This window comes from Microcoleus sp. bin48.metabat.b7b8b9.023, from assembly GCF_013299185.1.
GTDB lineage: Bacteria > Cyanobacteriota > Cyanobacteriia > Cyanobacteriales > Microcoleaceae > Microcoleus.
Window position 1 is genome coordinate 1 of sequence record NZ_JAAFKG010000003.1, and the last position, 20,133, is coordinate 20,133.

Sequence of the window (20,133 nt, forward strand, 5' to 3'; positions counted from 1 at the left end):
GCAGTAGTATATTGCAGGGTGACTTGTCTCGTGAAATAATATGAAGCGTCATGTCTCCTATTTTATAACACTTTTTTTACTCTGCTTACTTTTTTTCTCGGCTACCCCGAATTATTGAGCGGATACGAAAAATCTATCCCTCCGATCATTTTGGTCTCCTCACCCAGCTAGAATCCATCGCCTCTTTACAAACCATCTCACCTGTCTATAAAAGTGCAGTTGTAATCATTCCACCGGATGACATTTTACCTGCAATTCAAAGTATTCGCCGCCGCTGCGATCGCCAATTTCATCGTTGGATGCCTCATATCAATATAATATATGGTTTTCTGCCAGAATCATATTTTTCAGAAGCAGCAGCAGCCATCACCCAAGCACTGACAAAACTAGAATCATTTACTATAACTCTATCAAACTTTGAAACTTTCACGCACTCTTCTAGCTGTACGGCATGGTTAAATCCGATTCCTCAACCTGCCATTGCGCTGCATCAATTACAAGCAATACTTCAACAAATATTTCCGCAATGCGACGAACAAAGTAGCAAATCAGCTAACGGATTTACACCCCATTTAACTGTAGGTCAATTTCCCACAACTCAAGTCGCCCAAACCGAACTTTCCCAATGGCATCCAGTCAAATTTCAAGTAGACTCGATCGCCCTAATTAGCCGCCGCGATAACGAACCATTCGAGATTAGATATCGGATACCTTTAAAATCAGCAACTCCCTCAGAAATTTCCGGCGCAAAAACAGGAGAAAATGAGTCTAACTTATCGCTAATCCAAATAATCGACCAACTCGATCCCAAACTCACTCAAACACAGATACTGCATCGAGAAGTCATTCAATCAATTGTCGCCCAAGCTTGTCAAGAATGTTTGGGCTACCAACCATTATTACAGCAAATCGGTTCGGGCAGGATCGGCGTACAAAGCAGCCACAGCGATTTAGATTTACTTTGTATAATTCCTGCCCCTTTAACACCAGAAGCATTCCTCAAACAGGTACAAACTAGATTAGCAGGATTGTGCGATTTATCGCAACTGGTGAAATCGGAGAGAGTACCAGTATTGAGAATGGAAATTGAAGGAATCGCCGTCGATTTACTCTCTGCCACAACCCTCGGACAATCCCAGATAATTGAACCATTATCTGAATCTGCTAGATTATTTTTTGATGCCCTCAGTTGGAGTGCCGTAGTAGGTGCTTTGGAAGCGGATTTAATGGTAGATACAGTCAGCCAACATCTCTCCTGGGATTTGTTTATAAACTTGTTAAGGGCGGTGCGAACCTGGGCAAAAGCACGTCAGATTCACGGTAATGCTTGGGGATTTCTCGGTAATTTTTCTTGGGCGTTACTGACAGCTTGGAGTTCGATTCATAGCAAAGACTTAAACCTAGATATCTTGCTTGCCGATTTTTTCCAAATCCTCAGCCAACATGATTGGACTCAACCAATAGCATTAACTGAAGCCGGAACACAGTATCAAGTACAAAAATCGCGGGAATGGTTGCCTGTAATTACATCGATCGCACCTTGTCACAACAGTACCAGAAATGTCACGCGATCGACCGCAGAAATATTGCGCCGTGAATTAGAGAGGGGTGCAGAAATTGCCTCGCAAGTATTGACAGGAAATACCACTTGGACTACTCTATTTGAGTCGGTTGATTTATCTGCACAATCGAATGCGTTTTTAGTATTGACGGTAAGTAGTGAAAAAGTTGGTAATTTAGAAAAATGTGGCGGCTGGATTGAAGGTCACATCATTGGATTAGCGATTAATTTAGAGCAAAAACTGAATATTTATGTCAGGCCTTGGCCGGAAATTCAGAAAAGGCAAAATCTAGTTAGTGTAGTGTTGGGCATCATCTGTAATATAGATCGAGATGCTGGTACGATCGCCCAAATTAGCAATGAGTTTCGCGATCGGTTCAATGCTGCTAACGATTGTAGCGGTATATTGGCGATCGAGTTGTGCGATCGCGATTCATATCACGTCGCGTCGGGTCGATCGCATTGTACCTCATCTACCTGAGAAAGGCTACAGAACCCATTTGACATCTTTTCTTGAACAAGAAAGGCAGATCGATCCGTCGTCTGGCGTAACTCAATGGTAAAATTGTAATCCAACTGTAGCGCTCCGATGAATTTGCATCCTACATTCCCAAATAAAAACTCAAATTAGCGCCTCCACCGAGTCACTAACCTACCAGCGTTATCTGCGCCTAGCAGTTTTTAAAGAAATGGATTTACCAAAATTTTTATGAATATAAAATGGTCGATAAAAAACTTATTTCGATCGCAGAACTTCTGGATAATTGTGCTAGTTGTGGCCATCTCTAGGATTGTCTTAAATTCACAACTTGACGAGTGGATTGGTGTAGCGCCACCTTCAGCAGCAATCGAACGTCTCGCCACCGCCGCCACCATGACGCGGGAAGCGCAACAAATTTTCTACCGGCAAACTCCAACCATCGAACCCAAGCAAACCTTCTTAAAAGTGTGTCAACCAAAGGAAGGGATGAAGGACAGCTTAATTATATTTGGGTGCTATTTCACCAACGGTAAATCGGGCAAAATTGCGATTCAGTCGGTTACAGACGATCGATTTCAAGGCGTGATGGAAGTGACAGCAGCCCATGAAATGCTCCATGCCGCTTACACTCGCCTCAGTCCATCGGATCGCGACAAGCTAACACCCCAACTCAAACAAGCTGCTTTGCTTATCAAAAACGATCGCTTGTCTAGCATATTGAAACAATACCAGCAAAAGGATATAGCTTTGTATGTTAACGAATTGCACTCGTATCTGGGGACAGAGCTCGGCAATCTCGGCGATGTCGAACTCGAACAATACTATCAGCGTTACTTTCGCGATCGCCAACAAGTGGTAAAATTAGCGGATAGCTCTCAAGAGATCGTGCGAAAATTAGATGAGAAATCCCAGCAACTCAAACCTGAAATTGATACCTTAGAAGCAAGTCTCACACAAGCCAAGCAAACAATCAAAGAGCGCAATCTCGAACTCGGATCGAAGAAACGCAATCTAGATGCGTTGCAATTGGACTTACTGCGTTTTAAGGAACAAGCTGAAGAATCTTACCGACAGGGTAACGGCTCTCCAGAAAAGGTGTTTCAGTTTGAACAAAATAAATCTGATTACAATCAAAAAGTGCAAGAATTTAACGATGGAGTGCGCCAACAGCAGGAGCGCGTTGCTGGTTTTCAAAAGCAATTCGATATTTACAAGCAGAAAGTTAACGATTACAATGCAATTGGTCGTGAAGAAAAAGCCCTCTTCGACGATCTCAAAGCTACCCCACCAGTCAAGCTCGAAGCCCCAAAAGAGCGCTGAAGCGCAACTATAGCGGTTATCAGAAAGATGAGGTACGTTGTTGGGCTTTAGCCCTCTTTGCTAATCTTCGGAAAGAGCGCTAAAGCGCAACTACATACCTTGGCTTATTGGTAGTTGTATATATCCTATCCTGACAAGATGGTTTTATTGTAGTCGCGCTCTTTGCAAATATTAGGAAAGAGCGCTGAAGCGCAACTACATACCTTGGCCTAAAACTTTTATTATAATACCAACGGAAGTGTCACCACACAAGTTGTACCAATACCAACTTCACTGGTAATCTCAATACTACCTTGATGCAAATCAACGCACTTTTTAACTACGATCAATCCCAATCCCGTACCAGGAATAGTTCGGACATTCTTACCTCGGTGAAATGGCTCAAATAACTGCTTGATATCTTCAGGAAAAATGCCAATTCCTCGATCGCAAACCTGGAGTAGCACCTGATGCAACTGAAACTCTAAACCAAGATGCACATTTCCTCCTTTGGGCGAATACTTAATTGCATTCGACAACACATTCGACAAAATCGATCGCAACAATTTTTCATCCAAACAAACGGGAATTGGATTTCCTTCACAGGTAAAGGTGATGGTATACTGACTGCCAGCGCTGAGCCGCATTTCTTCCACAAATTGTTCGCAAAATTTGTCCAAAACCAAAAATTTTGGATTAAATTCTAGTTTCCCAGTTTCGGCGCGATTGATGGTTAAAATATCGTCGAGCAATTGCACCATATTCCTCACAGAATCCTGAATTCGGTGCAGGTTTCTCAGTCGCTTTTGGGAGTCATTCCATTCGTCTGGGCTGTTTTCTAGAATTTGAGCTGCTGCTAAAGCCGTACTGAGTGGAGTGCGAAATTCATGGGATGCCATTGAAAAAAAACGGGTTTTCAGAATACTCAGTTCTTTTTCGCGCTCCAGGGCTAACCGAATTTCATCGAGTCGTTTGCGTTCGGTGATGTCACGAGTATTGACGATAATTTGTGTGGTGGCTGCATTGTTTATAAAAGGCTGGCTAATCGCTTCCAAGGTTCGCCAAGAATTATCTTTGTGTCGGTAGCGGAATTCAATGGGACGGTTTAGTTCTGCACTTTGCCAAGTATTGGTGAGACTTTGATAAGTAGTGGTAAAATCATCTGGGTGAATTGGCTCAAATATTTTTTTCCCCACGAGTTCAGATACTAAATAGCCTAAGACTTTTTCCACAGAAGGACTGACATAGCCGATCGTACCATCTGTATCTAGAATCATAATGATGTCTAGAGCATTTTCAATGAGCGATCGAAACCGTTCTTCGCTATGTCGCAGGGCTTGTTCTGCTTGTTTTCGTTCGGTGGTGTCTCGCTGGATGGCGATCCAGTGCGTATACCAACCCGTGCGATCGCCAACAGGAACAATACTAAATTCATTCCAATATTCGGAGCCATTTTTCCGATAATTAATCACTTCAACGGTGACTGATTCCCAACGCGAAAGTGCTGTCCGAATTTTGTCTAATTCTGTGCGATCGGTTTTTTCGCCCTGCAAAATCCGGGGTGTTTTACCCAAAACTTCTTCTAGGCTATATCCTGTAATGTTGGTAAATGCTTCATTGACATAGATGATGCGAAGACCAAGTTCATCGATCGCTTCCGCTTCGGTAATTACGACGCCATCGTTTGTGTTAACAACAACTGATTGGAGGAGTCGCACCTGTTCTTCCTGTTGCTTTTGTTCGGTAATGTCGGCAATCACTGCGACAATGCCATCAATCTGATTCTCACTATTCTTTAAGGGGGCGGCGGAGAAGATAATGTCGATCGCACTTCCGTCTTTTTTGTGGCGGCGCAGTTCGACACTATATGTGATTCCTTGCAGAAGATTGCTGCGGAGAGTGGAATAATCTTCTAATGGATCGTCTATAAAAATTGGGTTGGGATGGTTGATGACTTCTGCTTCTGTCCAACCAAACATCTGTTCGGCGGCAGGATTCCAAATCTTGACGTATCCTTCTATATCCAGCGTGAAGATAGCGCGAGGAGAGGCGCTAATCAGGGTTTTTAGGGTGTGGTTGGTGTGGCGCAGTTCTACTTCGGTGCGCTGTCGTTCGGCAATTTCGGCTCGCAGGGCGACGTTGGCGCGAGCTAATTCTTCGGTGCGCTGTTGCACGCGCTGTTCTAGTTCGGCATTGAGTTGTTGAAGCTGTTGGTATAATTCAGACTGTTGAATGGCGATCGCCACCTGCGTCGCTAGTTGCTGCATTAACTCCAATTCCCAGGTTTCCCAGATGCGGGGGCGATCGCATTGGTGAGCAATCAATAACCCCCAAAGATACGGTACAGAAGGATTCCCCTCAACCTGCCGATTTTCTTGGACGATGGGGACAACCAATTTTGCTATGACTCCAAATTGTTGGAGAAAATCAGTCAGACAAGTTTCGAGATCGGCTTCTTCAATATTTTCTATGAGGCGGGTTTTCCCCAGAGAATAAGCCTCATGGTACTCGCTGGGAAACACTTCTGGTGGAAAGGATGTTCCTAAAATGACGGGGTAAGGGGGTAAAACCGCTTCGTTAATGGCACTGCCCGTTCCGTCTGGCCACAGGCGGTAAATGAGAACGCGATCGGCTTCCAGAAAGCGTTGCACATCTGCTACCGTGGTTTCTAGCACGTGGTCTAAATCCAGGGATTGTCGGATGTGTTGAGCAATTTGATTGACTAACCGTTCGCGATCGGTTTGTTGTCGCAGCACCCCTTCCGCTGTTTGTCGTCGGGCTACTTCCTGTTTGAAGCAGGGGCAAATGACTACTACAAGTAAAATACCGATCGCAACTAGAAAAATGTTACTTAGCATAGAAAATGGCTGGATAATTCCTATGAAAATCAGGAGGCCACCAACAAACAACAATGCTGGAACCATGCTAACCAGTATCAGCCAGATCAAGAGCTTGGATCGAACCTAGTCTGGAAACTACCATATTTAAACCAGTATTGCTTGAGGTTGTGACAAGGCGTATGCAAACTGGCTTTGGCACGATATAGAATGACTTGACGGTGATCGCCCATCCAAATTTTGTCGATCGGCTGAACCGAGATTAATGTTCCTCCTAAAGCCGTAATCGACTCGGTAAACCGCTCAATAGCGCTATAGTCTATAGTTTCAAAGATGTAAAAATTGCCAGAACAAATTAAATGACGGCTGCGAATCCAGCATTGCAACTTTTTTTGGGCTTGTGGTGGCAACATTCTAATATGATTGAGTGTGATACTCATGGTCTATCGGCAAAATGTGATGAGGATTTAATATTAAATTAAATTTTGTCAAGCCAGTACATCGATAGAGTTGACATCCTTCCGAATCGACTGCGCTCAATTCTGGACAATACTTTAGCATCTCAAGATGAGGAAATACCAGTCCTCCAAAATCATACAATATTAACAAATGTAGGTTGATAGTAGGATATCTACCCAACGATGTATATTGTACAATTATTTGTTTGAGAAACTGGTATTAAATCAACTTTCATCCAGTTTTTATAGAGGGATGTAGGGAGATATAAATCTAATTAAAAACACTAGAAAAAACGCCCTACCCAGTGATTCAATCCATCTATTATACCTGGGATTTGTGTTGGATTTAGAGAATCTCAGTGATGCTAACAATTTTGCCAGAGGTGCGATTGATCCGCTGAATTTGCGGAGTCATATTGTCTCCTGCCACAATGTATGTCGTGTTGCTGAGGCGCCGAGGTCGATCGAATTTAGACCCTGTTACCACAATTTTGAACATCTTTTCGGTTGCCACATAAGCGCCTCCTCGACTGGTTGAGGGCTTGATGGCGTTAGCGCTGTTCGTGGCAACGGCGTAGACTAACTGAGATGCTTTGACGGCACTGTCGATTTGGGCGAAACCCCGATCGAGCAGCGACATCCGATTGTAACCTAGTTGCTTGGTATTTGCTTCGCTGCTTCTGCCTCGGTAATAGGGAACAACGTTTTCACCAAAAGCGGTTTGATACTCGTCGCTGTCGAGATAGGAGTCAATTTCGGCACTGTAGCCTTGCTCAACACAGCGGATAATGTGTTCAGAAATTTCTGTTTGATCTTGGGGCGCACGGCCTAGCAGGTGCAGGAAATTGAGTTCGACAAATCGATAGGGAGCGCACTTTTGAAAATAGCGAGTGCTATAAAAATCAGATTTAGCAACCAATCGCACAAATTCACGGACGGAGATGCTGCGATCGCACAATTGAGATTCCGCAGTTACCAACCGCTCGCTTTCCATCACGTGGGGATTGCCCAAAACCTGCTTGTAGACGGCGCGAATCACAGCTTGCACCTCATCCGCGCCGCTGGTTTGCCACAGTTCACATTTTGTCGAATCTGCCATTACAATTAATCTCCGATACAAATAGTTGATAGTTGGTATTAGCTGAAATCTTGCATCACGGTCAATAACAGGCAAGATGCCTGTTCCACAAAAATCAATTTTCTTGTGGGTCGGAATTCGGCCCGCCCGTAAAAGGGTGATTGCAAATGCTGCAAGATTTCAGCAGTAAAGTCCTGAACGCACCTGTCGTTAAAAACCTGTTTTTTGAGAACCTTTTGTTACCAAAAAGAATTGGTTGAAAGCCCGCCCGCCCGGGAGAAATTAAAATCAGGCTATTCATTACTCCCCTACTCGGATTTCTAGGTCAACTGTCAACTGTCAACTGTCAACTGTCAACTGTCAACAGCCTGCTTCAAAGGCAAAAAATCAGTTTTATGAACGTTTTTAGGCGTTAGTCTCGATAGTTTCCGGTCAGAATTTGACCAGAATTTGACTAGACAGGGGTGATACTAGCGATCGTCCCACCTTGTTTGTGAATCCGTTGATAGGTTTCGGATAGTTCGTTAAACGACACCAGGTAAACTTGGTTGCTGCGGCGAAACTTGGAAATCCGATTCACCACATTGGCGCGATAGCCGGTAACTTCAATGCGATAGACTTTGCCGTTTTCATCCGATCCAGCGCCATGACGAGTCCGAGCACTACCGGATGGATTGCGGAATGTCGATCCGCTGCTGGCTGGAGAAATTACGGCGGTTGGCGTGCCCTGAATTACTAGGGAATTCAAACGCGGACTCTTGCCTGCCAGATTTCCCTTCAAGCTGCTGCTAGAAGCACCTCGCACCAACTCGAAGGTATGGGTAAACTGCACCATGCTTTGACAAGCTTCGGTTTTGTATCCCCGGATGTAGGGAACAATGTCATCTCCAAAAGTATTCTGGTATTCATCGCTATCGAGATAAGAATCGATCTCAGCCTCAAAGCCTTTGGTATCCAGAATGGTACTTTTGCTCCGCATTTCTTCGAGATCTAGCGGTGGGCGGCCAAGTAGATGTCTGAAGTTGAGTTCGATCGCGCGATAACGAGCACAACTATCGAAAAATCGCGATCGATACAAGTCAGACTTAGCAACCCGACGCACAAACTCCCGTACCGTCAGTTCATCGCGTTTAAACTGCGATTCACAAACGGTGAGGCGTTCGCTCTCCATCACGTAGGCATTTCCCAAAACTTGTCGGTATACTGCCTGAATGATGGTTTCAAGGTCTTCATTGGAGTTACCTGTAACCCGCTCTATTGGTGGGGTTTCATCAAACAGGCTCACTCCCAATCTTGAAGCTGGTCCAAAAGTCATTTAACACTAATCTCCCAAATTAACTATCAAGTGGGTGGGAGAATTTACCCCATCCAAATGCCGATCCCACCCAGATTTGCATAGAATAAGTAAAGAAATGAGTCTGAAAACGGTAAAGAAATCGGAAAGATTCTTAATAAGTAATAAATCGTGATTTTTTGCAATATTTTTTAATAAAGCTTTGACCAATGGTTTCTGAGCTTCACTTGGGTCAAAACTTGTTGACATCTCGATCGCAAATCGGTAAAATTTGGGGCCCAAATGCGAATAAGATGTTGAGGAGCTAGAATGGCGATCGCCCTAGCCCTATTTGCATTAGACCGCTCTGGTTCGCTAACTCAATCTTGTCTAAAAGTCAACTCGAACAGAAGGAGTCCCCCGCTGTACAACGAGCGTACTCGCGATGTTTGTCAGCGGTGGGAGGAATTCGCGCGAGGTGAGGATTCCATCTGCCCATAATCCATCAAGCGACGCTCTTGGCAGATGGGCAGATGGATGACGAGACGAGCAAATTCCTTGCTCTTGCCAAAGTTTCACGTATTGAGATACAATGAACTCATGAAGCAAGTCCTGACAGTATCCTGCAAACTCCAAGTAACACCCGAACAGTCCGCCAAAATTGACGGAACTCTTCGGGCGTTTGCTGCTGCTTGCGGATACGTGAACGAAACTGTACAACCAACTCTGATGAATGAGTTGGCGATCCAGTCCTTGGTTTATCACGATGTCAGGGCTAAATTTGGGCTTTCGGCTCAGTTGGCTATCCACGCGATTAGACGGGTTTCTGGCAACAGGAAGACGGCTAAAAAGGACGGTAAACCAGTTGGGAGTTTTGCCCCTACCAGCGCGACTTACGATGCCCGTACCTTTTCCTTCAGGGAGAAAGACTGGACGGTAAGTTTGACAACTATCGATGGTAGAGAGCGATTTAACCTGGCTATCGGCAACTACCAGATCGGATTGTTGAAGGGACACAAGCCTAAAACAGCGACTTTGTGTAAGCGCAAAGATGGTACTTACTATCTGAATATCCAGCTTGAATCTACGCCACCAGAACCGGAGAAAACCTCTAAGGTTTTGGGCTGCGATTTGGGTAGAACCGACATTGTTGTTACATCTGAAGGGGATAAGTTTAGCGGTAAAGAAATTACCAAAGTTAGAAATCATTACGCTTCCTTGAGAGCGAATATCCAACAAAAAGCCACGAGAGGCTCGCGTTGCACTCGACGCAGATGTCGAGAATTGTTGAAACGGTTGTCGGGCAAGGAGAAACGCTTTCAGGAATTGGTAAATCACACCATCAGCCACAGGCTGATAGCTAGGGCAAAATCGAGCAAACAAGCCATTGCTTTGGAAGATTTGACCGGAATTAGAGATCGTACCAACCAAATCCCTCGCACCAAGAAAGAGCGAAGGTTGAGTAATAGTTGGGCGTTTTTCCAGTTGCGACAATTATTGATATATAAAGCGATTAAGCATGGCGTACATCTTATATTTATCGACCCTAGATATACCAGCCAAACTTGCCACAATTGCAACCATATTCATCCCGTTCGTGGTGAATCCTATCGGAGTGGTAAAAAGTTTTCTTGTGGACATTGTGGCTGGATTGGTGATGCGGATTTGAATGGCAGCCGGAATATTGCTGCTCTTGGGGCTGTCGTAAATCAGCCTAAAGGTTCGGGATTGTCTTGCTCTTTGCACGACCATCTCAGGGCTATTGAAAGCCCCCGCCATATTGTGAGTGCGTAAGCACGAAACAATTGGCGGTGGGTAATTTACTAAGTGGTTTTGTACTTTCCCCCAGCCTCTTTATTATGAGGATTCTCTTGGTTGAAGACGATCTGCGCCTTGCAGAAACCTTGGCAGAAGCCTTGACAGACCAGCGCTATGTTGTTGATATAGTTACCGATGGGGAATCTGGATGGCATCAAGCAAAGATGCTCAACTATGATTTGCTGCTACTAGATTTGATGTTACCAGAACTCGATGGAATTAGCCTTTGCCATCGATTGCGATCGCACGGCTATACTATGCCTGTCCTCATGATCACAGCCCGTGACACCCTCAGTGATGAAATTAATGGGCTGGATGCTGGGGCTGATGATTATGTAGTCAAGCCAGTGGACTTGCAAAAACTATTTGCTCGGATTCGAGCCTTATTGCGTCGAGGTAGTAGCTCTTCTGGGCCGATTTTAGAATGGGAAGAAATTCGCCTCAACCCCAGCACCTATGAAGTCACCTACAGGAAAACTCCACTGCATCTCACGCCCAAAGAATACGCGCTTCTGGAACTTCTCTTGCGAAATGGTCGCCGCGTTCTCAGTCGAAGTGTCATGATCGAACACGTCTGGTCGTTGGAATCTCCTCCAGAAGAAAATACTGTCAAGGTTCACATTAGAGGTTTGCGTCAAAAACTCAAAGCTGCGGGATCTGCTGAAGATTTAATTGAGACAGTTCACAGTATGGGCTATCGTCTCAAACAATCAGATTCCAGTACAAATACGATCAAAACTCCTCTAGAGGAATTGAAAACTACACGTTGAAAACATTCACTTCACCAACAATACCCGCCAATAATTGACAATCTCAAATGACCATCTCAAAAACCCGTCCCTGCCGACATATTATTATTATAATCAATCGATCGTCCAGAATATAATAACCAGATCCCCGACTTCTTATTAAATAAGTCGGGGATCTAACAGAACAAAACAATACTAAAGCTAGGCTTCAGCAGAAACCAATTCTACTTCATCTTCTTTGAAGTGAGCTCGAAATTTTTTGTCAAACTGAACTAGCACCGGCCAATTAGCACTGACTGGTCTGCCTTGCCATTCGTGAACGATCGCCACGACTTCTCCTTCCAGACCCTTAATCTCAACTGGTTGACTGCGATTTTCCGGGTGGTGGTAGACAACAACAGAGTTTTTAACGCAAACGCGATCGCCAATTTTCATAGGTAAAAATTTAGTGTTCTTTCTTCAAAACTCTACAAAGCCTGCAAGTGCAGAACACCTTTAGGCTTTGGGGACAGTCTTTTCATCTTCCCACAGAAGTAGAGCGAATACTCAAAGAAAATTGGCGGTTGTTTGTCGGTACTTCGATTCCGGGAAGCCTGAATGCCGATCGACTCTGATTCGATCCCCACCGCCCGATCGGCATTTAAACCGATCTGGCGGATTCTGCTGTGCCGGAATTGATGCAGGTTAATCGATCGGCGATCGGCTTAATTGATCCAACCAACACTCAACATCAACGGCAAGAGTTTGACCCAACTCCAACAACTGCCGGATCGAAGGCAACTCCCAGCCGCCGTCTGAGCTGGCGGTATCCAAGGTAACAGGGTCAACCTTATTATCGCCCGTCGAAGCAGCTTGCCGTTGCAGCCAGCCCAAACACAGAGGGACAATTTGACTGTACAGAGAATCAAAATAGAGTTCCTGCGATTTGTCCAAACACAAACCCAGACTCAGCCGATCGCCCACAGCTATCAAACGCTGAATGTAGCGGATATCAGCTTCTAACTTGACAGACGATCGATCGTCCGCGCCCGATCCTGCTTGCAGTAGCGTGTCTAGAGAACGCCAAACCAGCCGTTCCAAAATTTGCTTGACTTCAGGAACATTCAACCGGCTGCGGAGGTTGCCAGCTTCAGTGGCGATCGCCTCAATTTCCGCCAGCAGCGACTCCGCGTCCTCCGTTTCCAGTTCCAGCGCCTTCGCCGCCGTCAAACAGCGGTGTCCCAAAGCCACCTCAGCAGCCACCTGCAACTCTAGCGGCACCGGCAACTCGTCGCGGTGGAAAGCCATCATCACCCCGTAATTTTCCCGATAAACCTGAGTGTAAAGTTGATCCAAGCGAGTCAAATTTTCCTGACTCAGCAACTGCACGATGCGGTGGCGTTCCTCAGCAAATAAATCCCGCAAGCTAAAGGACTGATCCCCAAACAACCGCACCATTTCCAGAATCGCGTGGGCCGCCGAAGCTTCTTCCAGAACTCCAAACAACCGCTCTTTGAGCATAGTGTAAGACCGGCGGCTGCCGAAAGGCTGAATGCAGCAGTGGAAGTCCCAGCCCCCGAGGTGGAATGCAGCAAACACAAAAACCTCTGTTTCCCGGGTAATTTCCGAGGTTAACTGCAATTGACCCACGGCCAGAGTCATCGATCCCATGCGCTGAATTTGGAAATCTTCCTGTTCGGCCTGATAGCAGTAAACTCGCTGTTCGCGGGGATATTTGGCAAACAGAGAACTAATCGCGTAGTGGGCGGCTACTTGTTTGAGACTGACTTGGGCCGTCGTCACCAGTTGGCGGTAAACTTCTGCACCCGTTTTGAAAGAGTCAACGTTGCTGGGTATTAGGGCTAGTCGATCGATAAAATCCTTTTCGAGGTGCACACCAGCAACTTCCCCCGCCAATTCCAGCGCCCTGGCTGCGTAGCGCAAAATTTGCACGCCTTCGGGGCGAGAGACTTCTTCAAAAAACCAGCCGCAGCTAGTGAACATTAACAAAGTGTGGCGCTGCATTTCCAGGAGGCGCAGGGCGTCTACCTGTTCGGCGGCATCGAGTTCGCGAATTTGATGGCGTTGGAGGAAACTGTCAACGTTAGCGGGCGATCGATCGCGGATGACATCAATATATTCATCTCTAGCTTTCCAGGGATCGCGAAACAGCTTGCGCCCCGCTTCCTCATAAATCGGAATCAGTCGATCGCGCAGCCAATTTAGAGTATCGCGCAAAGGCTTGCGCCACAGGAGGTGCCACCCGCCACCGCCACCGCACCCACAATCATCTTGCCAGCGATCGACCCCGTGAGAACAACTCCAAGCCGTCACCGGTTTGAGTTCCACTTCCCAAGTGCTGGGATTTTGACCTAAATAATGAGCATAATTTGTCACAGTCCAGCCGCGGCGGGGAAACTCTTCTGTGAAAGCGTAGGCGAGACATTTTTCCGTACTGTTTTTGTGGTGGCCGAAAGTTTCGCCATCTGTCGCCACGGAGATTAATTGAGCCGGTCTGTGGTCTCCCCGCACTGCTTGACCCAAGCGCCCCGCCAAATGGTGGCTGCTGCTGAGAACGTCGTTGAAACCCATATCTCGCGAGATCGGGCCGTCATAGAAAAAGATATCGATGTAGGGAGTGTTAGGATTTGGGGCTGAGGACTGCTGGCCGTGTCCGCGAGTAAAGTGGTAAGTGCTCAGGGGCGAAAGTTGGTGGTCAGCCATCAAGCGCATTTCCGGCTTCAAATAGCAGCGGTAGGGGCGAGTCGGATCGATTTGGCCGCCGCCGACTTCGTGCCATTCGGCATCTGTTTCTTGTTGTCCTTCTTGGTTTTGCCCGATTAGCGGGCGGCAGCGTTCGGCTTGGGAGGGGGCTAAGACAATAAAACGAATGCCTTCAGCCACCAAAACTTCCAGGGTGGCGTAGTCTACTGCGGTTTCGGCGAGCCACATTCCTTCGGGATGGCGATCGAATCTAGAGCGAAAATCTGCGATCCCCCAGCGAATTTGGGTGTATTTGTCTCGCTCGTTCGCCAGCGGCATGATGATGTGATTGTACACTTGGGCGATCGCGTTGCCGTGACCGTTGAGGCGCTGAGAGCTTTTGCGATCGGCTTCCAGAATCCGCTGGTAGACTGAACTGTCGTAGCGTTCCAGCCAGCTCATCAGGGTCGGGCCGATGTTGAAGCTGAGATATTCGTAGTTGTTGACGATCCCCGCGACTTCACCGCGATCGTTGAGTATGCGTGCAAAGGCGTTCGGGCGGTAGCACTCGTTGTCAATTCGTTCGTTCCAGTCGTGGAAGGGAGAGGCGCTGGCTTGGCGTTCGATCGCGTCCAGGTAAGGGTTTTCCCGAGGTGGCTGGTAAAAGTGACCGTGAACTGTGATACACACTCCAGTTGCTGTAGCGGTGCTGCTTTGGGTTGCAGCCGTCACGATTGGCGCAGACACAGAGAGCAAGTCGGACTGAGTTTTAGAAATCGAAACCATGCGATCGAATCCTCAAGTAGTTAAAGACATGAAAACCAGCCTAATCAGTAAGTTAAACCTTACGCAGCAGGCGTTTGGGCTAGGCATCTGTAGGTGCTAAATTTTGCCAGATAATTTTTGATTCATTTGTAGTATTTCGAGCAAAGCATTCGTTGCAATATATCAACCGTCGATCCCTGAGTTTTTCTGCCAATGCTTTGCTGTTGAAAGAGTTATAAAAGTTAGCTGTTGCTGCTTTGTGGCACTTTCGACCCATTTCAGGTTAGTGCGTGCAGGGCTGCTCGTTGAGAGTTTATATTTACATTGCTGCATTTTAAAGTCTTATTCATTAAATGGCAAGTTTTCCCCGGAAAAATTTAATCTTTGGCGATCGATGGTAGTTGTGCTGCTGAAAGTTAACAACAGGGTGAAACCCCTCAACAGCCAAAATTTTGGCTGCTGAGGGGTCTGTTGCACCGCTTTACTGTACTGTTGCTGTGCTTCTCCTCCCGAAAGTTCATTTGGATGGTATCGGGGGCGATCGTAGACATTGCGGAGGACTGTACCGGACTAATCCAGAAAATGATTATACTGCAACTGTCCGAAGTATTGGTTACATAGACAATGCAAGAATCCTTTTCCAACTCAGCAGGCAGGCATTTACAGGATGCCCAAATTCTCTTGCAAACCCAACGCTGGGACAACGCTGTTTACCTTGCTGCCTATGTCGTGGAATGTTCATTTAAACTACTTGTTGAGCTATACTTTAAAGATGATAAAGGTGCCGTAAAAAAGTATGGACACGACCTCCAGGAACTTGATGGAAGAGCAATGGAACGCTTGCGGGTTCTTTATCCCATTTTGGATCGGCAACTTCCTGCTTCAAGAATAGCTGGCACTGTTCTAGCCCAAGATCACCCAGAGAGGAGATACGCCAAGTCTCAGCTTTGGACTGAGGAAGAAGCAAAGTTAGCTGTTAAACGTGCCGAAGAAATTTACCGATCAATCATCCCCAAATTAGTGCTAAATGGCTCAATTTCCAGCAAGGATATTTAACACATGACGATCGCTTTTGGTGAAACATTTGAGCGAGTAAAGGAATGTTTTAGTGAACCCAGCATTGTATCTGAACTTGTGCCTAAGCTTCAGTCTGTCACCATTATTCGTGATGTCAATGGAAAAATTAGACTTTTTCTTAATTTATCGGAAGGTCAAAAACCACAAGAAGTTAATACTACTGACCTCGCTCAGCTTCTTTCTCAAAAACTTGGCCCTTATTACGGCACTGATATCTGGTTGCCAGCGGGAGAAAATGATGCTTACAAAGCCTTAATTGATACTATCGAGAAAGAAAGAGTTTTGGCCTCGTGGGATGATGAATTAGTTCTGCCTCGCTGGTATATTCTTGAGCGTCACATTGCTAAACAGGCCTGGACAGATCAGAAGGTAGGTGAACCACCTTGGAAAGAGGAATTAGTCTATGAAAAGCGTAAGCCTGCGATCGTATCTTTTTTCTCCTTCAAAGGAGGTGTCGGACGAACCAGTACCCTCGTTGCTACTGCATTAACTTTAGCCCGTAACGGTCATCGAGTTGCCATTGTTGACCTCGATTTAGAAGCACCCGGTCTTGCTACAATTTTTTCACCAGACAACTCCAATAATCCTGGTGTAATTGATTATTTATTAGAAAAGAAGATTCAAGGAAACGATTGGAAACTTAGCACTCACATCAAAAATCTTACTGAACCAACTTTGCTAGGAGATAATGGCGAAGACCTGAAATTACTTCCGGCGGGTACAGTAGATCGAGATTACTTAGAAAAATTAGCACGATTGGATTTTCAGAATCTCGTCGGTGGTGAACTGCGAAGTACAATGGGAGATATGTTAAAAGAATTACAAAGTGCAGCAAAACCTTTAGATTTTATTCTAATGGATGCGCGGGCTGGTTTTCACGATATTGGTGGCTTGGCGATTGCCAATCTTTCCCATGCAGCAGTTATCTTTGGAACTCAATCACGCCAAAGTTGGGCGGGACTAACTCATGTAATACGCCATTTAGCAAGCCCTGGAGTCGATCAGCGTTTACCATTAATTCTCGTACATTCGATGGCTCCAGCATTAGGAATACCGGGCAGGGAGCAAGAGTTAGCAGGATTTCGAGAACAAGCCTATACGATTTTTCAAGATAACTATTATTCTGAAGATGAAACCGTTCCTAATTCAACTAATATAGGGGAGCCATTTACCCCTTTTGTTATACCATATCAGGAAAATCTACGAGGAGACATAGCCCTATTTATCCGTAATTTAACCCCTGAAGAAGCAAGTCGGCTGTCAGACATTGTAAGGATAATGACTAATTCCCCTTATCAGGATATTGCTAGAAAATTATGCGAAATATTTAATTTTAACCTTGAAAAAAGTAGATAAACAAGCATCAAAAAATGAGTGAATTTAACCAACAAAAACTACTAGAATTGATCGGTGAAATTGCTCCCGGAATGGGTACGGCTGAGCACGAAAGTGATAATGAGGAGAAGTTCTTAAAAAATTTCTTACCGATTCCAAATTATCGCTATGCTTTAGAACCCAATATCTTGTTAATACTAGGAGGACGCGGGGTAGGAAAAACAGAATTATTCCGTTTACTAGCCATCCCTTCTGGACGGGAAGCCTTGGTTGAAAGTTTGAGAATTAGAGGATTACCTCCTTTGAGCCAAACAACGTGGATAGCTGGCTTTGGGCGGACTCGCACAGCAGAAAAGCGATTTCCTATACCAGACATTGTTGAGCGTCAAATGCAAGAAGCTACAAATATTGAATGGCGTAGCTTCTGGATCGGTTTAATGTTAGGTGTCATCCTAGAGCAAGAAGAATTTAAGCTAAAAGATTTTCTTCTTGAAGCAATAGAGCCGGAAATTATTAATGTCCTCAAAGGGAAATTATCTCTATTGTCAGACTGGCTGCCCCTAGTCAACAAAAATATTGAAAAGTTAAATTATGTCTTAGATAAATTAGACGAAAAACTCCTTGAGACTGATGATTGGTTATTTGTCACTTATGATGAATTAGATCGATTAGTTACTTCCTACATTGCCTTAGCAAATCCCATTCGTCAACTTTTAGCTTTGTGGCTAGATAGATGGCGACGTTGGGAGAGAATACGCCCCAAAATATTTTTGCGTACCGATCTATTTCGAGAGGATTTTTTGAGCTTTCCCGATGCTTCCAAACTGCGAGGTCATCAGGTTGAATTGGAATGGAAACCTTCATGGCTTTATCAACTTTTTGTCAAACGACTGGCGAACTCTGGCCCTGAAATGACAGAATATTTACAAAAAATCCCAGAGTTGATTATTGAAAACAGAACTAGCTTGGGATGGACTGCAACATCAAACGAGAAATTGTTTGAAGAACTTATCGAAAAGATGATTGGTAAGTATATGGGGCCTAATCCTAAAAAAGGAATTACCTATCGTTGGATTCCTAATCACCTTCAGGATGCTGGCGGTAGAATTGCGCCACGTTCTTTTCTGAAGTTATTTGCATTATCAGCAAAAGATAGAAGGGAATCGAACTCTATTGTGGAAGACACTAAAGAACTTTTGCAACCTTCTGACTTGCAGGCGGCTTTAACACGTACCTCAGAAGATCGAATCAGGGAATTGCAAGATGAGTATCCCTGGTTAGAATCTCTCAAAACGAGTTTAGTTGGTCTAGAAGCTCCCATACCAAGGGAGAAGTTTTTAGATGCAGTTAAATCAACCAAATGGAGTGAACAACTGGAAAAACAACCACCCACCACTAACCCTGAAGAATTTTTGCAATATTTACTTCTACTTGGGATTGTAGAAAATCGTTCTGATGGACGTATTAATATGCCTGAAATCTATTTGTATGGCTTTCAAGTTAAACGGAGAGGAGGGGTTAAACGTCCAAAGTAATATTAACGATATTTGGCAAGCTATCTCTTACCTTACTGTTGAGGCTCAGTCTTTGAACGCTGAAATTATTACCAAAATGACGATCGAATTAAAAAGAAGTCAAATTGCCTCAAGAACTAAAAAAATCGCCAAACTTGTTTTGCATTAGCGCCAATCATCCAATACAAAAACCTCCGGTCGATTGTAACCGGGATCGTTGGGTCTGTGCATTACTAAACCTGTACTTTCAGTGCGAAAATTGCGATCGACCATTCTGCTATAAGCGCCATCATGGCTCGTATTCACTCCAGCCCTGAGACGCAACATTTTTTGACTCGCCCCAAAGGCTTCACAGACATCGAGCAACTGTTCAAACAGTTCGCCTGCTTGCACTCCCGATCGCACAGCTCCAAATTTGACGTAACATACATCAGAACCAGCTTCGCTACCCGCACCACAATGACAAACAGCAAATCCTGCCAAACCTTTGTCATCCCACAGTAAAACCGTATCGCCCAAGTTTTGAGCGTCAACAGCCAAAATCTCCCGCGATAAGTCCAGCCCTGGATAAATAGCATCTGTCAGTTGATAACATTCTTTCAGAAAGTGCGATCGCTCCTGTAGACTTAGCTCAGAGTATTTTGTTACTGGTAAGTCCAACTCAACCGACTCAATGGGTTTTACCATTATAAATGTCAGAAAACGCGGGTAGAACCCGAATTTATGATACAGCCCATGGTGTTTTGGGCTGTTGGGAAAAGTAAATAAACCCGCCTGTACCGTCCCCCATTTTGAGAATTTGTCGATCGCACATTCATTCATTCAATGAGTCAATCAAACGTTGAGCAACACCTCGACCCCAAAAGTCAGGATGAACGCTCAGCGGCCCCAAAAAACCGACACTCCCCCAACAAATAGCTATATTCGAGCCAACTAGCTGCCCATCAACCTCGGCGGCAAAAGCCGCTGTCGGATCGATTTGCGATCGGGTTTGAACATAGTTCATATCAGCACAAAAATCTGTGGGTTCAGGCAATCCAATAAAAGTACCAAAGGCCAGTCTAAAAATATGTTCAGCCGCAGATAACTCATTTTCTCGAAGCAGTCGAAGAGAAATGTTGTTCATTAGGGAAGATATCTGAGTTAACAATAGGAAAATTACCAACAATTAATATCAAATCCGGTAGCATTGGAATTATTAATCTC

The 20,133-nt window shown here is 45.1% G+C and carries 17 protein-coding genes; 8 read left to right on the forward strand and 9 right to left on the reverse strand.

Going from position 1 to position 20,133, the window contains the following annotated elements; genetic code table 11:
* Window positions 1-242: 242 nt before the first annotated feature.
* Window positions 243-2,042, forward strand: a complete 1,800-nt coding sequence (locus QZW82_RS02415) for a poly(A) polymerase (RefSeq protein ID WP_293144578.1) — start codon at window positions 243-245, stop codon at window positions 2,040-2,042.
* 228 nt (window positions 2,043-2,270) lie between these two features.
* On the forward strand, window positions 2,271-3,362 hold the full coding sequence (locus QZW82_RS02420; protein ID WP_293144037.1) for a hypothetical protein: 1,092 nt from the start codon (window positions 2,271-2,273) through the stop codon (window positions 3,360-3,362).
* Window positions 3,363-3,583: 221 nt separating this feature from the next.
* Here the strand turns inward: QZW82_RS02420 and QZW82_RS02425 are convergent, their stop codons facing one another.
* From QZW82_RS02425 to QZW82_RS02440, 4 genes are all read right to left on the reverse strand, one after another.
* Window positions 3,584-6,199, reverse strand: coding sequence for a PAS domain S-box protein (locus QZW82_RS02425; RefSeq protein ID WP_293144040.1), 2,616 nt, complete (start codon window positions 6,197-6,199; stop codon window positions 3,584-3,586).
* Window positions 6,200-6,285: 86 nt separating this feature from the next.
* The gene (locus QZW82_RS02430; protein WP_293144043.1) at window positions 6,286-6,618 is read right to left on the reverse strand and encodes a CpeR family transcriptional regulator; all 333 of its coding nucleotides are present in this window, start codon (window positions 6,616-6,618) and stop codon (window positions 6,286-6,288) included.
* A 364-nt stretch (window positions 6,619-6,982) separates the two neighbouring features.
* Entirely contained in the window at window positions 6,983-7,735 is a 753-nt protein-coding gene (locus tag QZW82_RS02435; RefSeq protein WP_293144046.1) for a phycobilisome rod-core linker polypeptide, read from the reverse strand.
* Window positions 7,736-8,168: 433 nt separating this feature from the next.
* A complete protein-coding gene (locus tag QZW82_RS02440) occupies window positions 8,169-9,029 on the reverse strand; it encodes a phycobilisome linker polypeptide (protein ID WP_293144049.1) in 861 nt (286 codons plus the stop codon).
* 495 nt (window positions 9,030-9,524) lie between these two features.
* On the opposite strand from QZW82_RS02440, the gene QZW82_RS02445 reads away from it, so the two are divergent.
* Entirely contained in the window at window positions 9,525-10,781 is a 1,257-nt protein-coding gene (locus QZW82_RS02445) for a transposase (RefSeq protein WP_293144052.1), read from the forward strand.
* Between the two features lie 65 nt (window positions 10,782-10,846).
* Window positions 10,847-11,575: a response regulator transcription factor gene (locus tag QZW82_RS02450; protein ID WP_293144055.1), complete on the forward strand. Its 729-nt coding sequence runs from the start codon at window positions 10,847-10,849 to the stop codon at window positions 11,573-11,575.
* A gap of 180 nt (window positions 11,576-11,755) precedes the next feature.
* Here the strand turns inward: QZW82_RS02450 and QZW82_RS02455 are convergent, their stop codons facing one another.
* Entirely contained in the window at window positions 11,756-11,989 is a 234-nt protein-coding gene (locus QZW82_RS02455; RefSeq protein WP_293144057.1) for a ferredoxin-thioredoxin reductase variable chain, read from the reverse strand.
* A gap of 47 nt (window positions 11,990-12,036) precedes the next feature.
* On the opposite strand from QZW82_RS02455, the gene QZW82_RS02460 reads away from it, so the two are divergent.
* Window positions 12,037-12,168, forward strand: coding sequence for a hypothetical protein (locus tag QZW82_RS02460; RefSeq protein ID WP_293144060.1), 132 nt, complete (start codon window positions 12,037-12,039; stop codon window positions 12,166-12,168).
* Window positions 12,169-12,238: 70 nt separating this feature from the next.
* On the opposite strand, the gene QZW82_RS02465 is transcribed toward QZW82_RS02460, so the two are convergent.
* Window positions 12,239-15,022 (reverse strand): DUF3536 domain-containing protein, encoded by a 2,784-nt coding sequence (locus QZW82_RS02465; protein WP_293144063.1) that lies wholly within the window; start codon window positions 15,020-15,022, stop codon window positions 12,239-12,241.
* A gap of 321 nt (window positions 15,023-15,343) precedes the next feature.
* The gene (locus tag QZW82_RS02470; protein WP_293144066.1) at window positions 15,344-15,478 is read right to left on the reverse strand and encodes a hypothetical protein; all 135 of its coding nucleotides are present in this window, start codon (window positions 15,476-15,478) and stop codon (window positions 15,344-15,346) included.
* A 147-nt stretch (window positions 15,479-15,625) separates the two neighbouring features.
* Here QZW82_RS02470 and QZW82_RS02475 point away from each other — a divergent pair, with 147 nt between their 5' ends.
* The 3 genes from QZW82_RS02475 to QZW82_RS02485 are packed head-to-tail and all read left to right on the forward strand — an operon-like array spanning window position 15,626 to window position 18,948.
* The gene (locus QZW82_RS02475) at window positions 15,626-16,057 is read left to right on the forward strand and encodes a HEPN domain-containing protein (RefSeq protein ID WP_293144069.1); all 432 of its coding nucleotides are present in this window, start codon (window positions 15,626-15,628) and stop codon (window positions 16,055-16,057) included.
* Window positions 16,058-16,060: 3 nt separating this feature from the next.
* The gene (locus QZW82_RS02480) at window positions 16,061-17,434 is read left to right on the forward strand and encodes an AAA family ATPase (protein WP_293144072.1); all 1,374 of its coding nucleotides are present in this window, start codon (window positions 16,061-16,063) and stop codon (window positions 17,432-17,434) included.
* 14 nt (window positions 17,435-17,448) lie between these two features.
* Window positions 17,449-18,948: a hypothetical protein gene (locus tag QZW82_RS02485; protein WP_293144075.1), complete on the forward strand. Its 1,500-nt coding sequence runs from the start codon at window positions 17,449-17,451 to the stop codon at window positions 18,946-18,948.
* A 144-nt stretch (window positions 18,949-19,092) separates the two neighbouring features.
* Here QZW82_RS02485 and QZW82_RS02490 read toward each other — a convergent pair whose 3' ends face one another.
* The gene (locus tag QZW82_RS02490; RefSeq protein ID WP_293144078.1) at window positions 19,093-19,614 is read right to left on the reverse strand and encodes a hypothetical protein; all 522 of its coding nucleotides are present in this window, start codon (window positions 19,612-19,614) and stop codon (window positions 19,093-19,095) included.
* 127 nt (window positions 19,615-19,741) lie between these two features.
* A complete protein-coding gene (locus tag QZW82_RS02495) occupies window positions 19,742-20,053 on the reverse strand; it encodes a GNAT family N-acetyltransferase (protein ID WP_293144081.1) in 312 nt (103 codons plus the stop codon).
* Window positions 20,054-20,133: the final 80 nt, after the last annotated feature.